General features: G+C 60.7%; 12 protein-coding genes and 1 pseudogene. 4 read left to right on the top strand and 9 right to left on the bottom strand.

All coding sequences use genetic code 11. The features are described from left to right. Positions 1 to 177, top strand: a pseudogene (locus tag WBN73_RS18300) (lipoyl synthase); the annotation flags it as partial. Between the two features lie 52 nt (positions 178 to 229). On the opposite strand, the gene WBN73_RS18295 reads toward WBN73_RS18300, so the two are convergent. Genes WBN73_RS18295 through WBN73_RS18285 form a run of 3 tightly spaced genes read right to left on the bottom strand, consistent with a single transcriptional unit; the run spans position 230 to position 4,966 of the window. Continuing rightward, positions 230 to 1,087: an acyltransferase gene (locus tag WBN73_RS18295; RefSeq protein ID WP_337340950.1), complete on the bottom strand. Its 858-nt coding sequence runs from the start codon at positions 1,085 to 1,087 to the stop codon at positions 230 to 232. After that, entirely contained in the window at positions 1,071 to 2,942 is a 1,872-nt protein-coding gene (locus WBN73_RS18290) for a hypothetical protein (protein ID WP_337340951.1), read from the bottom strand. Before WBN73_RS18290 ends, WBN73_RS18295 begins: the two co-directional genes overlap by 17 nt. Beyond that, positions 2,942 to 4,966: a CDP-glycerol glycerophosphotransferase family protein gene (locus WBN73_RS18285; protein ID WP_337340952.1), complete on the bottom strand. Its 2,025-nt coding sequence runs from the start codon at positions 4,964 to 4,966 to the stop codon at positions 2,942 to 2,944. Before WBN73_RS18285 ends, WBN73_RS18290 begins: the two co-directional genes overlap by 1 nt. A 191-nt stretch (positions 4,967 to 5,157) precedes the next feature. Between WBN73_RS18285 and WBN73_RS18280 the strand changes: the two genes are divergently transcribed. Continuing rightward, complete coding sequence (locus WBN73_RS18280; RefSeq protein WP_207597141.1) at positions 5,158 to 5,919, top strand: DUF4191 domain-containing protein; 762 nt, start codon at positions 5,158 to 5,160, stop codon at positions 5,917 to 5,919. Between the two features lie 86 nt (positions 5,920 to 6,005). On the opposite strand, the gene WBN73_RS18275 is transcribed toward WBN73_RS18280, so the two are convergent. Beyond that, positions 6,006 to 6,443: an RDD family protein gene (locus WBN73_RS18275; protein WP_207597140.1), complete on the bottom strand. Its 438-nt coding sequence runs from the start codon at positions 6,441 to 6,443 to the stop codon at positions 6,006 to 6,008. Between the two features lie 325 nt (positions 6,444 to 6,768). Here WBN73_RS18275 and glnA point away from each other — a divergent pair, with 325 nt between their 5' ends. After that, positions 6,769 to 8,193, top strand: a complete 1,425-nt coding sequence (glnA, locus tag WBN73_RS18270; protein ID WP_089594519.1) for a type I glutamate--ammonia ligase — start codon at positions 6,769 to 6,771, stop codon at positions 8,191 to 8,193. 71 nt (positions 8,194 to 8,264) lie between these two features. Here the strand turns inward: glnA and WBN73_RS18265 are convergent, their stop codons facing one another. The 4 genes from WBN73_RS18265 to WBN73_RS18250 all read right to left on the bottom strand — a co-directional run bounded on the left by WBN73_RS18265 (position 8,265) and on the right by WBN73_RS18250 (position 10,069). Continuing rightward, positions 8,265 to 8,615 carry a hypothetical protein gene (locus WBN73_RS18265; protein ID WP_207597139.1) on the bottom strand — a complete coding sequence of 117 codons (351 nt, stop codon included), beginning with the start codon at positions 8,613 to 8,615 and terminating at the stop codon, positions 8,265 to 8,267. Positions 8,616 to 8,935: 320 nt separating this feature from the next. Continuing rightward, complete coding sequence (locus WBN73_RS18260; RefSeq protein WP_207597138.1) at positions 8,936 to 9,163, bottom strand: hypothetical protein; 228 nt, start codon at positions 9,161 to 9,163, stop codon at positions 8,936 to 8,938. Positions 9,164 to 9,229: 66 nt separating this feature from the next. Further along, complete coding sequence (locus WBN73_RS18255; protein ID WP_026542533.1) at positions 9,230 to 9,445, bottom strand: hypothetical protein; 216 nt, start codon at positions 9,443 to 9,445, stop codon at positions 9,230 to 9,232. Positions 9,446 to 9,499: 54 nt separating this feature from the next. After that, the gene (locus WBN73_RS18250; protein ID WP_207597137.1) at positions 9,500 to 10,069 is read right to left on the bottom strand and encodes a GNAT family N-acetyltransferase; all 570 of its coding nucleotides are present in this window, start codon (positions 10,067 to 10,069) and stop codon (positions 9,500 to 9,502) included. 60 nt (positions 10,070 to 10,129) lie between these two features. Here WBN73_RS18250 and WBN73_RS18245 point away from each other — a divergent pair, with 60 nt between their 5' ends. After that, entirely contained in the window at positions 10,130 to 11,617 is a 1,488-nt protein-coding gene (locus WBN73_RS18245) for an arylsulfatase (RefSeq protein ID WP_337340953.1), read from the top strand. Here the strand turns inward: WBN73_RS18245 and WBN73_RS18240 are convergent. Further along, positions 11,614 to 14,625, bottom strand: coding sequence for a bifunctional [glutamine synthetase] adenylyltransferase/[glutamine synthetase]-adenylyl-L-tyrosine phosphorylase (locus tag WBN73_RS18240; protein ID WP_337340954.1), 3,012 nt, complete (start codon positions 14,623 to 14,625; stop codon positions 11,614 to 11,616). The genes WBN73_RS18245 and WBN73_RS18240 overlap by 4 nt on opposite strands. Position 14,626 lies beyond the last annotated feature (1 nt).

Below are 14,626 nucleotides of genomic sequence, written 5' to 3'. Positions count from 1 at the left end.
GGTGTGATGTCGGGTCCGTTGGTGCGGTCCTCGTACCGGGCCGGGCGCCTCTGGGCCACCGCGATGCGGAAGAAGGGTCGGGACATCCCCGCCCACCTCGCCCACATTGCCGAGGGCATCCAGGACTCGGGCACCACCCGCCAGGAAGCCTCCACCATCCTCGCCGCCCACAAGTAGGCAAACCCATCCTCAGCCGCGCCGCCCCACCAGGCGGCGCGGCTGAGTGGTCTCATCCCAGGTAAAACCGGTTCCGGGCGCCCAGGTGATCCAATTGGAAGCACCAGGCGGCCCGTCCGATGCCGGAGGTAGCATCGTCCAACCCGCGTTCCAAGGTGGAAACGTCAATGACCTGCTCGTCGGAGACGAAGATGAACTCACTCCCCGAATGGACAAGGCTCTTTTCCGTTTGGTCCGCCGTGTACCCATGCACTGATGGTCGCGTCCAGAAGATCCCTTTACTCACGATCCTTGCGGGCACGCCCGCGGCTGTAGCGTTGGACGGGACGTTCTTGGTGATCAGGGCACGGGCAGCAAGAATGCTTCCGGAACCGACCTTGGCTCCCTTGAGAAGAAGCGTGTCTTCCCCCAACCACACATGGTCCCCCACCCAAATGGACTCGCTCGGATTGACCCGCTGGTGATGCTCGACTGAATAGATCAAGTGTGGGTCGGCCGTCCTGAAGGCAACCCGGGACGAAAACATTGCATCGCTGCCCACTATCACGTGCTTGCGTTCAGTGGGAAGGACCCGCGCTTCTGCCGTGAAAGTTGCGCCAGGGCCCAAATAGAAGACGGACTCTTCGAATACCGTCACAATCAGCCTGAGGAACCCATGGGACTTTCGGAGATGGATCACGGCGTCGTTCCCCAGGAAGCGGAGCCTTGTGTTGCGGAGCCTTGTTCCATCCTCGATGAAGAGGACGTTTCCAGTTCCCGCGAATTCGACGCTTGATGAGGTGAATTCAGACCCGGGCGTTTCCTTGAGGTGTACTACGTTGTCTTGAATGGCGGCGACATCCGCGTAAGAGCGGATGATCTGGTTCTTCGGGGGCTGGCCACCTCTGCTTGAATCAGTATTGTCGGACACCGGCCACCTCCCGGGAGTCCGCAAGCACAACGCTGGTGTCTTCCCAGTCAATGGCGGACAGTGCCTCGGCAGCGTCGGCGTGCGTGTCTCCATGGACGACAATCAGCAAGCGCTGGACTCCGGCAGCGATGACAAACCTCAGGGCTGCGATATCCGCCAAGGCCCAGCCATCGAGGACTTGGACTGCAGCCCTGCACGCCGTCCGGGTACAACTGTCCTCGACGTCTGCAATGCCTGCTTCGGGGTCGGAAACGAAATGGATCTCCATGGTGTCACCGTCAGGGGCCAGTGTGCGGCAGCTATAGCGGAAACGCGCGAAGGTATCTCCGTCGAGCACGGCATAGTCCTGCGTGGTTTCTGTGTGAAGTGTCAACGCCTGGGAGCTCAAGGTCTTCTTTGGTATCCGTGTCCCCGGTTTCACAGCCTCCGGCAGGGCGCCGGTCCACGTGGTCCCATCGGCCTTCATGGCGATCACCTGGGAGAGCTGGCCGATGGGGTCATAGGCGGGGAAAAGGCTCTGCTCACCGGCGGTGTATTTGACGAAGTGATAGGAGTGCTCCGTCATCAGCTGCAGGAACCGTGTTCTCCCCGAGCTCCCGGCGATGAACCAGTTGGCCCCGGTGACCGTGGAAGCTTCCGCATCGATCCTGACCTGCACCTGGAGGGTCTGGTCGTGGCGGAAGGTACGCATCTCTTCGCACGCGAATTGTTCCTCCACCGGGTCGCCGAGAAATCTCCGAATGATGCACAACATGGCGGGGAGAGCGGCCCTGGCGACGTCGGAGTGTCCGCCATTGATGCGGTACTTCGAGAGATTGGGTATGTCGGAGGCCAACTCGATCAGCGAATGATTGCTCAGCTCGTCGGAGTTCGTATAGAAGTAGTCAATTTTGCGTCCTTCCGCGAAATACCGGCGGAGGCGGTCCTCTGGTTGCCCGACATCGCGCAAGGCACGGTTTTGCAAGAGGTTGTCCTTGAAGAACGGCTTGCTGAAGTAGTACGGCAGGTTCATTTGCGGCACTGCAAGAAGCAAGGCGGCCTCAGGATAGTCCATGGCGTAGTGGATGGCGATGGAACCACCCTTGGATGCACCGAAGAAGAGCATCTCTTTATGATCGATGTGGAACCGGCTCCGCAGCCCCTCAATGGCTCCCCCTACCCGGCTCTCCAGAGGCCTGCCTGCATTGTCCACCATCATGTAGGAACCGGCCACCAGGTAACGGTCTTGGAAGCACACCATCATGGTGTCCCGCAGGTCCGTCTCCGTGAGGTCCTTGAGGTAACTTACTGCATAGGAAATCCGCGTAGTCGAAGGGCCAAAACCAGGGAAGGTGATGAGCATCCTTTTCGGGTTTGTTGTGTTCCCGCGCAAGGAGTAGAACACGTCCCCGTGTTGCTCCACACCATACTGCTCATCGTACGAAACTTGCTGTCGCGTAGTGAACGCTCCCCGCCCGATCTTCAACTCATAGGGTGTATCGATATCGACAGCGAAGCGGGAGACATCGTCCGAGGTGACGATGATGTTGCGGTATTCAAGAGGGAACCCACGGGCCGGTGGTTCCACCATGTTTCCATAGACCACCTTCCCGTCCTGGAGCAGCCGGAACTGCTGACCCTTCCAGGCTTCCCAATTGCCCAAGGTCAGCTTCGCGAAGTAGACCCCTTGCGGGAGGCTTTCGGAGGCAACACGGCGGATCCTCCCCTCCAGGCCCTTGGCCTTGATAATGCGCCGCACGGGTGAATCGGCACGGGAGGCCAGGACTGCCCTGGCGACCTCCAGCCCGGCAGGCGAGTAGGCCGCCGCCCGGCCCGCTTTGGTGATGCTCTTCTTGAAGCCATGAATCAACGCCATCAGAGACTCAACATCCTTTCGACGATCTTTTCGTTGATGCGTGCTGGATCCACTCCCTCAAAGAAGCGCTCACGGCGTCTGATGTACTTGGGATCCCTCACGGCGAAATCCTCACGGACGATGTGGTTCACCAGCTCGGAGTGCTCACTGAACACAGGGCCCAGTCCGTCGTCGCTGTAGTCCATGCGACTCTCGTAGGGCTGGTCCTTGAAGAAATCGGCTGCGTCCCAGTGGTAGTACGCAATTGGCTTGCCCACGAAGGCCGCGTCAAGGGCCGCGGAACTGTAGTCGGTCACCACGAGCTCAGCGGCGCAGATCGCTTCCCGGTAGCTCAAATCAGACTTCACGATGCGTTCGGTAAACCTGAACTGTCCGGCTCGTTTTTCCACGTTGGGGTGAAGCTTCACATGCATGATCCGGTCTGTGTCCTCAAGGAACCTGATGAGCCTTGGGTCCGAGAGCAAGGTGTCAATGGCATGGAAGTAGTCCGACTGCACAAAGTGCTCAGTCGAGGACTGGTGCAGGTTGAAGCGCCATGTGGGCATGAAGAGAAGATGTTGTTGTCCGTGGATGTCGCGGGCCAAGGACTCGTAGCGCGGCAATCCACTGTTCAGGGTCTCAACAGGAGCCAATTTGCTCATGTATTCCGTTTCGATCCTGCCCGTGGCAACAAAAACGTCAAAGTACTTGGAGAGCACCCAATCGGACATGTCATTGAGCTGGATTCCATGCTGGAGGTAGACAAACCGGGAGTTGGCGAACGATTTTCCGCGGTATCTGATGCTGTATATCTGCGAGGACACCACAAGGTCTGATATGAGGAACTTCTCGTAGAAATCCTTGGTGAAAATAGAAATCAGGTTGAAGCCCTTGGCCTCCAGGCGCGCCCAGTCGGGCGACTTGGGGTTGATCGCGAAGTACGCATGGGTAAATTCGGGATGCCTTGCTGTGAAGTACTCATACAAATGCTCTGCATTGTCGTCTGCTTGATGAGGCCGGTCGAAAAAGAGGATCGTCGAGGAAGGGCGGATCGGCCGGTTGTAGAAGTTGTAGCTGCCGGGCCTGGCATGGCCGGACCTGAGATTGCGTGCCAGATAGCACTTTCCGATCCTCAGGATCTCGTCATTGAACAGCAACTCATACAGTGGGACCTCGCTCGCGCCAGCGTCAGGCTTGTGCCGGAAAACCAGGTAGGCGTCTTTGTTGCTGAGTTGCTTGTAGAACTGCTTGCCGTCTTCCGGGTCAACCAGCCAGCGGATCCAGGCAGCTTCGAAAGGCTGCAGCGGCTCCACCATGGCCAGAAGCTCCATCAGCTCGAAGCCGCTGATCAAGTCCCGAAGATGGTTCAACTTAATGGACGTCGCCTTTTGCCCCCGGATCCCCCGGAGGAACAGTGCAACGTAGCGCAGGACCTGCAGCCTGATTTCTTTGGAGTGAACGGGCATCACCGGCATCAGACGGTTGGCTTCCGCGGCAACCTTAAGGCCGATCGCTCCCTTGGTATCTGATGCCATAGAGAAACCTGTGGTGAGCGGCCTGACCTTCGCTATCGACCAATACATGCGGTAGCTGGTGTAGATGGCGGTGCGATCCACGTCCTCGAGCGCCTCCAGTGCGTCGGACAATCTCCTCGTGTTGAAGGCACTGCCAAAGACGTCGGTGTCGCGGGCGTAGTGGTACGCGTCGTCGAGCTTGGTTCCGGCCACATGTTTCGGGATGGGGCCTGTGTACATGACGGGCTCGGCAAGATAGACCGTGCGCGACTTGAGGTACTCGAAGAGGGTGGCCACGTAGTTCGCAGACAAGAGGTGGGAAGTCCGCATGAAGATGACGTACTTGCTGTCGATCTGCCGGCAGAGCCTGGCGATGACGGTCGTCGTCAAGGGCTCAGCAACATGAAGGACCGAGAAATGCGATTCAAGCCGCAGGCGTGCAGCTATCAATCGCCGGTACATGGCGGACTCGCGGTCAAGTTGTCCGGTTTCCTCAAGGACGATGGTGAGCAGTGGCGGCAAATCGGGCATGTGGTTCCTATGGCGATCGAACGTGGGGAAATGCGCAGTGTCGAGTCACTCCGGAGCTTGGGAGTCACTTAAACCAAGTGACACAGCGGGCTGGTTCGTGACGGAGAAATCAAAAACGAATCGCCTGCGGCCTGGCCGTGGTCCTCAAGGCGTCCGGTGTCTGGGCGTACATCACGTAGAATTAAGGCACTATGGCGAACTCCCCTGATTCCAGCAACTCGACCCCCTCGGCCGACGCACCCAAGCGTGGGCTGTTCCAGCGCAAGCCCAAGGAAGCCAAGGCAAAGAAGCCTGGCCAGCTGAAGCAAATCGCTGAAGTCTTCAAAATGACCCGGCGGAACGATCCCCAGGTCGTGTGGATCATGGTGCTGGCGTTCCTTGCCGTGGTGGCTGTCGCATTCCTGATCGGCTTCCTTCTGGAGAACTGGGTCACCGGCCTGATTATCGGTATTCCGCTGGGTCTCCTGGCAGCGGTGTTCATCCTGTCCCGAAGGGCCGAAAAGGCTGCCTTCGCCCAGATCGAGAACCAGCCGGGCGCCTCTGGCGCCGCCTTGGGAACCCTCCGCCGTGGTTGGGTCACGCAGGACCAGCCTGTAGCGGTCAACCCACGCACGCAGGACGCAGTCTTCATGGCCATTGGCCGGCCCGGGGTTGTCCTGGTCAGCGAAGGTCCCACACACCGTGTTAAGCCCCTTGTCGATGCAGAGCGCAAGCGCCTTGCCCGTATTCTTCCGAACGTCACCATCCACGTTCTGGAATCCGGACGGGGAGAAGGCCAAGTGCCCCTGAACAAACTGGCAAAGACCATGGGCAAGCTCAACAAGGAGCTCACCAAGATTGAAGTAAACGCTGTCAGCAAACGCATCAATTCCCTGGGGAACCGCCTGCCGATCCCCAAAGGCATTGATCCCTACAAAGCGCGCCCTGACCGCAAGGCCGCGCGCGGACGCTGACGCTCTTCGCTACAACGAAAAACCGCTGCTCCCCGAATTCGGTGGAGCAGCGGTTTTTTGTTGTCTTCTTTGCCGGGAGGGCGTGCCTACATCCGTATGAGGATAGTGTTCATCGCTTTGTCGTGCAGGCCCCGCTGGTCAGGATCAAAGACGACTGCCGGAATGACCAGGCACAAGAGGATCGTCCGTACCACTGCGGCCACCGGACCGGCAGGACCTCCGCCCAAGCGAACCACATGGATGCCAGCCACCCTGTGTCCGATGCTGTAGCCCAAGGTGCCAATCAGGAGAATCTGCTCAACAGCGAAAATGGCCAGCGTAGCCCATGGGTCGCCGCCGAAGGCAAAGTTGCTGATGACCAACGCGATGGTCCAATCCACAACGATGCCCAGGATGCGGCGCCCGGCGCGCGCAGTGGAGCCGGGACCCGATTCAGGCAACCCGAGCCTTTCGCCGGGATACTTGGAGATTCCGGACGTGTCCGGACCGCTCAACCAGGAGCCAATGTCTTTTCTATCTACCACACTTCAAGCCTAACGGCTGGGCTGCCCGGTGTCCGACCTGCCAGAGCTCCGGAAGCGGCCGCCAGAGGTGCTTGTCGGGGCGCAGTGTTCGCCCACCGGACCGACGTGGACCAGACACCGGGAAGCCGACTACCGTTTACACAACCGATGATTCTGTAACCTGCCGGAAACAATACTGACACCCCCGGGAAATCCCATCTCCCTATGGTGGTATGAGTTGCCAGCCACCACTGCACAAGGGGATGTTTTGTGTCTCCGGAGCTTTGGCATGGGCTGCACCACGCGGCCTTCCGGGCCTGTTACTTGATATGCATAAGGAGCATAGATGTTCAAGACTGCGGACGAAGTCCTCAAGTTCATCAAAGACGAAGACGTCAAATTCGTCGATATCCGCTTCACCGACCTTCCTGGTGTCCAGCAGCACTTCAATGTGCCGGCCAAGAGCGTTGACCTTGACTTCTTCGTCAATGGCCAGCTCTTCGATGGTTCTTCCATCCGCGGCTTCCAGGGCATCGCTGAGTCCGACATGCAGCTCATCCCGGATGTGACCTCGGCCTTCATCGACACGTTCCGCATCGAGAAGACGCTTGCGCTGAACTTCTCCATCGTGAACCCCCGCACCGGTGACCCCTACCACCGCGACCCCCGTGGCGTAGCCGAGAAGGCTGAAGCCTACCTGGCCTCCACCGGCATCGCCGACACTGCTTTCTTCGCTCCCGAGGCTGAGTTCTTCGTCTTCGACAACATCCAGTACGAGTCCTCCCCTCAGGGCAGCTTCTACAAGATCGACTCCGAGGAAGCTCACTGGAACACCGGCCGTAAGGAAGAGGGCGGAAACCTCGGCTACAAGACCCCCGTCAAGGGCGGTTACTTCCCGGTCTCCCCCACCGACAAGCAGGCCGACCTTCGCGACGCCATGTGCATCGAACTGGATAAGGCCGGCCTTGAGGTTGAGCGCTCCCACCACGAAGTTGGATCCGCGGGCCAGGCCGAGATCAACTACAAGTTCACCACGCTGACCGCGGCTGCTGATGACCTGCAGAAGTTCAAGTACATCATCAAGAACACTGCCGATGCTTGGGGCAAGTCCGTCACCTTCATGCCGAAGCCCGTCTTCGGTGACAACGGCTCGGGCATGCACTGCCACCAGTCACTGTGGAGCAACGGTGACCCGCTGTTCTACGACGAGAAGGGCTACGCAGGCCTCTCCGACATGGCTCGCTGGTACATCGGCGGCCTGCTGAAGCACTCTTCCGCAGTCTTGGCTTTCACCAACCCGACGGTCAACTCCTACCGCCGCCTGGTCAAGGGCTTCGAGGCACCCGTGAACATGGTCTACTCGCAGGGCAACCGCTCCGCCGGTATCCGTATCCCGATCACGGGCACCAACCCGAAGGCCAAGCGCATCGAGTTCCGCGCTCCGGACCCCTCGTCCAACCCGTACCTGGCGTTCGCTGCCCAGCTGATGGCCGGCATCGACGGTATCCGCAACCGCATTGAGCCCCCGGCTCCCATCGACAAGGACCTCTACGAGCTCCCGGCCGAGGAAGCCAAGGACATCCCCAAGGCTCCGGGTTCCCTGGAAGAAGCTCTTGAGGCCCTTCGCGAGGACAACGAGTTCCTGCAGGCCGGCGGCGTCTTCACCCAGGACCTCATCGACACTTGGATCGACTACAAGTACGAGAATGAGATCCGCCCGCTGTCGCTGCGCCCGAACCCGTACGAGTTCGAGCTCTACTACGGCGTCTAAGCTCCACCACGCGCATTAACCAGCGCGATCCCCGGTCCATATGGACCGGGGATCGCCTTTTTTGCGGCTAACTACTCAGTCTTATCCTGATCGCGTTCGCGGATGTTCCTGGCGATCTCATCCAGTTTCTCCTTGACGAAACCAGCAGCTTCCGAAAGACCCTTTTCAGCGCTGCCCAGCGGATCCAGCTGAAGGTAGACCTTGTGGTCGATCGTGAGGTCGTATTCATCCTTCAGGTGGGTACCGCCGCCGACTCCATCAAGCGACAGGTAGACCAGCGCTTCGGTTCGCGCAATGCCTGCGATGGTTCCGAAAACCACAGTGAAGTCATTGGGCTGAAAGCTCACGGACTGGCCCACATGGCGCCGGTCCAACTCCCCGGCAAGGACGGTCTTCTCTGTCGAACTTGGGTTGTATTCCATGGACTTTCCCTCTGCCTAGAGAACAGTGACAGAAGAAGTCTATAAGGATACTTAGCGTCTGCGCAGCCTGATGCCCCAGGAGCCGCAGCGCTCACGGGAGCCAAGCCATCAGTGCTTGGTTCTGGGCGACCGTCCCGGGACTTCCGGCGCTGCACAGTCAGTGCAGAACACCCGGTCGGTTTCTTCGCCGCAGCACTGGCAGCGATGGAGCAGGGCCGCTGGTTCAATCACATACGTTGTCATAACCACAATGCTGCCCCGCGGCCATTGCGGGGACACGAGTAGCGTGTACTCGTTTTTTCGCCTGCCAGGTACCGCGACTACTTGGATTCGAAAAACCGCAGCTCTTCGGCGGTCGCCGGAGAATGGCTTAAAACTCCCCCGACCATTGCAGCAGGTTCTTCGTCAGAGAAGGTCGCAAAGCAGCGCCGGCAGACAAACGTACCGGCACGGCCGTGACGCGAGGACCAGTGCGGCCCTGCCTGTTCGCAGCGAAAACAGCACATGGTGGAGAAAGCTGCACCTTCCGAATCCACGCTGATTGTCACGGGAGAATCCTAAACGACCCCAGCCGCCGGGGCCAGACCCCTGCACATTTTGCCGCGGCAGTATTTCTACTGCTTGCCGTACTTCTTGTGCACCGCCTGCTTACTGACGCCCAGGCAAAGGGCTATCGCCTCCCATGACAAACCGGACTGCCTGGCCGCACGTACCAGCGAAGCTTCCCGCCGCCCGACTTCCTTCTGAAGTTCCGCTACAGCGTACAGTGCCTCAGCCGGGCCCATTCCATCCATCGATCCCACCAGCGTCTTCATTCGGTCCACCTCCATGGCGTCAACCCTAGTTGACGAAATGCTAATCGTCAACCAGTGTTGACGTCAGTGTCACTCAAAGGCCCTGTACATCGTTCGCTGCGGACCGGAACTGCCGCCCAGGTACCTGCCTGCATCGACGAAGCCAGCCTTGGCGTAAGCAGCCTGTCCCGCCGGATTACGTTCGTTGACGGACAGCACGACGCCGGTCTGGCCGCCGCCCAGCCGGGTCGTCAGCTTCCACGCCTCCTGTGTTGCCGCACGCGCAGCCCGTGTTCCCAGGCCACGCCCTTGGCTTCCCGAGTCGATCAGGAAGCCCCTGAGAAGCCATGCAGAATCATCGTCGGACCAACCCGCCAATTCCGCAGCCCCGTACTGGAGGGTCAGCACGCCCACCGCCAGCCCCCCTGACTCAATGACGTACGGCAGACGGGACTCCTCCTCCATGCCCAGCAGCATCATGCGGAGGGGGTCCCCGACGAACTCGCGCTGCCTCTCCTCGACGGAAAGCGTGGCCACGGCACCCAGGTGAATGGCCCGCGCGTCATCGTCCAGGCACTTAAGCGGAATCAGCCACACATCACCCACGTCAGAGTGATCATTCGCGCTCGAAAATTGATCTTTCGAGTCATATTCAAGCATTTCGCGGGGTCTTCCTACTAGTGTTGTCACAACTGTTCCCTACGTCGAAGGAACCTCTCCATGAACCGGCCGAACGTCATTCTGATCTGCGTGGATGAATGGAGGGGCGACTGCCTGTCCTCGGACGGCCATCCCTACGTCGAAACACCCCATCTCGACGAACTCGCCCGAAGCGGCGTGCGGTTCTCCAAAGGCTATTCTGCTACGCCATCCTGCGTCCCTGCCCGCGCGGCCCTGTTTACAGGACAGTCCCAGGAACGCCACGGACGGGTGGGGTACAACGACGGCGTACCGTTTCACGCTGTCCACCCGGTGACAGTACAGGACGAGTTCAGAAAGGGCGGATACCACACCCAAGCAATCGGCAAGATGCATGTGTGGCCCGAACGCTCAAGGCTCGGCTTCGACGATGTGGTCCTCCATGACGGCTACCTTCATCACGCGCGGCGGGAACACCAACAGCATTTCGCCATGTTTGATGACTACGTGCCGTGGCTCCGGAGGCAGCCGGGGATGAGCCCCGATGCAGAGTATTTCGATCACGGCGTGAACTGCAACTCGGTTGTTGCCCGGCCCTGGGACAAGGCAGAGAACCTGCACCCTACGCATTGGATCGGCACGCAGGCCATCGAATGGATGCACCGCCGCGATCCCGTGAAACCCTTCTTCCTCTACCTTTCCTTCCACCGTCCGCACCCACCGTACGACCCGCCGTCGTGGGCTTTTGAGCAGTACCTCGGCCTTCCCGGGTATGAGGCCGTGGTGGGCAATTGGGAGCACCACTGGGATGGGAACCGGAGGGACGGAGACTACCAAGCAAGCTACGGCAGAATGCCGGACCATGTGGTCCACCGCGCCAGGGCTGGGTACTACGGCCTGATGGCGCAGATCGATCTGCAGATCAACCGGATCAAGGAGTCACTGGCGGATTTCGGACTCGATGACAACACGGTCATAGCCTTCACCAGCGACCACGGGGAAATGATGGGCGACCACCACATGTTCCGCAAGGCCGTGCCCTACGAGGGATCCGCCCGCATACCGTTCATTATCGCCAACTCACCTGCAGCACAGGACGCAGCGCGGGGCATCGTAGTGGACCACGTGGTGGAACTGCGGGACATCATGCCCACGCTGCTGGATCTTGCCGGGTTGCCCATCCCGGACTCCGTGGATGGAAAGTCCCTTGCGCCCCTGGTGCGCGGCGAGAATACTCAATCCGTCCGGGACGTCCTGCACGGCGAACACGTCTATTGGGGCCAGAACCTGCACTGGTTGACCGACGGGCACCACAAATACATTTGGGGTTCCGGAAGAGGAACAGAAGAACTGTTCAACCTCGACGCCGATCCTCAGGAACGCTTCAACCTCGCCGACGATCCCGCGAGCCACGCTGAACTGCACCGCTGGCGGGATCGGATGGTGGAGACACTCCGGGACCGTGAAGAAGGCTACGTGGTCAACGGCACGCTGGTGCCAGGAGTTCCGGTGGTCTCCATGTTGCGGCATGCCCGGGAAAAGGCCGGGGCGGCGCTTCCCCCGGGCTAATTGCCGTAGAAGACCTTCTCGAACACTCCCCTGGCCCTCCGGCTGAGCCGCAGGTAATCCTCTTCAAACTGTCCGGCATTTCCTGGAGCATATCCACACCAGCGGGCCGCAGCCTCAAGGTCCTTGCGTGAAGACGGCAGAAGGTCAGAAGCCCGGCCCGTGACGATCACATTCGCTGAGCGTATCCTGCTGGCAAACCGCCACGCATCCCGCAGGAGCGCGGCGTCGTCGTGTCCAATGAAGTCCAGTTTTTCCGCTGCGGAGAGGGCCTCAAGCGTCGAAGTTGTCCTCAGCTCCGGATGCTTGCCGGCGTGCTGCAGCTGGATCAACTGCACCAGCCATTCGACGTCGCTCAGCCCGCCGCGCCCAAGCTTGACGTGACGCGCAGGATCGGCGCCTCGCGGCAAACGTTCAGACTCCACGCGTGCTTTGATTCGACGGACTTCCCGCACATCCTGCTCCGCCAACTCCCGAGGGTAGCGGATCGGGTCAATAAGATTGACGAAATCGGCGGCAAGCTCATCGGAACCGGCCATGGGACGCGCCCGCAGCAGCGCCTGGGCCTCCCAAATAAGCGACCACCGACGGTAGTACTCCGCATAGGACTCCAGCGACCGGACCATCGCGCCGTTCTTGCCTTCGGGCCGCAGGTCCGCGTCCACCATGAGTACCCGTTCAGCCATGATGGCCGGCTTGAGCGGCTGGGTCAGGAAGCTGGAGACTTTGGCGACGATCGCCGTCGCCTGCTCCTGGGCCTCTGCGTCAGAGAACCCGGGACGGGCGCGATGCACATAGATGACGTCGGCGTCCGAGCCGTAACCGATTTCCCGTCCACCCTGCCGCCCCATGGCGACCACCAGGACATCGGTTTTCAGAGGACCATCGGCGGCAATGACGGATTCGGCTACATGAAGCGCCCCCAGGACAGCGGCCCGGTCGGTTTCAGCCAGGGCAAGGCCAACTGCGTCCTGGTCCAGCAATCCGGAACTGTCGGCGATCGCTGTCCGCAGGATCTCGCGGCGCCGGATCAAGCGAATGAGCCGCATGGCACTTTCGGGATCCGGGTGGCGGGAAAGCTTGGACCGGATCTCCTGCCACTGGGCTTCGAAGCTGATGGGCACCAGCTCTTTGTCGCTGCCCAGCCAGGCCACAGACTCCGGGGAAACTTCCAATAGATCCGATATCAGCCGGGAGTTGGCCAGCACCTGGCACAAGCGTTCCGCAGCCGCCTGCGAATCCCTCAACAGACCCAAATACCAATGTGTCGTGCCCAGGGCCTCGCTGACCCTGCGGAAGGCGAGCAGACCGGCGTCGGGGTCCACGCCTTCAGCGAGCCAGCCCAGCAAAATGGGGAGAAGCTGCCGCTGCAGCGCCGCCCGCCGGCTGACTCCGGCCGTCAGCGCTTCAATGTGCCGCATTGCCCCTTGCGGATCCGAGTAGCCCAGGGCAGCAAGCCGCCCTTGGGCTGCCTCGGGGGTGAGCTTGGCATCCTCGCTGCTCAGCTTGGCCGCAGTATTGAGCAAGGGGCGGTAGAAGATGCGCTCATGCAGCTCCCGCACGGCTTTCTTGGTCTTCTGCCAGGTCGCCATCAGCTGGTCCGGATGCGGCCGTTCCAGCGAAAAAGGCCCCAGGACGGCCTTGGCAAGGAACCGCTGCGCGTCCTCGGCCACAGGCATGAGATGGGTTCGCCGCAGCTGGAAAAGCTGGATCCGGTGCTCCAGCAAACGCAGGTACCGGTAGGCGTTGTCGAAAGCGGCTGCATCCGTGCGGCCGATGTAACCCCCGGCAGACAGTGCGGCAATGGCTGACGTGGTGTCCCTGCATCGCAGGGATTCGTCGGATTTTCCGTGGACCAGTTGCAGCAGCTGGACGGTGAACTCGACATCGCGAAGGCCGCCGCGCCCCAGTTTGATCTGGCGGTGTTCCTCGGCCGCGGGGATGTAATCGGTGACCCTGCGGCGCATCGCCTGCACGGATTCGACGAACCCTTCGCGGCCCGCGGAGGCCCACACCAGCGGTTCCACCGCTTTCTCGTAGCGCTGGCCCAGTTCCCGGTCGCCGGCAATGGTGCGTGCTTTCAGGAGCGCCTGGAACTCCCAGCTTTCTGCCCAACGTGCGTAGTAGCTGAGGTGGGAGGGCAAGGTACGGACCAACGGTCCGGACTTTCCCTCGGGACGGAGGTTGGCATCGACTTCCCACAGCCCGGGCTCCGGCGCCGACGAAGAAATCGCGCGGGAAATCCCGGACGCCAGGGCAGTACCGATGGTGGACGCCCGGGCGTCCTCCAGATCCCCCGCCTCAATGACGTAAATGACGTCGACGTCGGAGATGTAGTTCAGTTCACGGGCGCCGCACTTGCCCATGCCAATGACGGCAAGCCCGACGTCGGCGATCTCCGCGGCAGCGTACTGTCCTGCCGCTTCGGCCCGGGACACGGCGAGGGCGGCCTCGATGGCGGCACCAGCAAGGTCGGCCAGTTCGGCGCCGACAGCCGGCATGAAGTCCTGGGGCGATGCGGCACAAAGATCCTTGATGGCCAGCTCGGTCAGCCCGCGTCGATAGGCACTCCGAAGTGCCGCGTAGGCCGGCATACCGGTGATCCCGGCCACAGGGCGCTGGGCTCCGGGCTCGGCTTTCACGGAACGGAGAAGCATGGCCCGGAGCTCTTCACTGGAGGCCTGGAGGGGCTCCGGGCTGACGCGGGCCTCGAACACATCCAGGTGTTCAGGCCGGCGCATGAGGAACTCCCCCAGCGCCTCGGAAGCGCCCAACAGACGGTACATGGGCTCGCTGGTGTCCTGCTCCGCCGCAGCCAGCTTCTTCAGCCCTGGATTCTTCTCCAGAAGGCGTACCAACGATTGCAGGGCCGTGTCCGGGCTCGCGGACATGGAGAGCCCTGCAAAGAGCGCTTCCTGGTCAATACCCTCAAGTTCAGGGGCAGTAAGGAAACGTTCTGCCTTTTCGAGATCACTGAAACCGGCTGAAATGAGCCGACGTGCAAGGCTCATT

It is taken from the genome of Paenarthrobacter sp. CCNWLY172 (assembly GCF_037402035.1).
GTDB lineage: Bacteria > Actinomycetota > Actinomycetes > Actinomycetales > Micrococcaceae > Arthrobacter.
The sequence above is the reverse complement of the archived record's forward strand: the minus strand, read 5'-3'. Positions and strand labels throughout refer to the sequence as shown.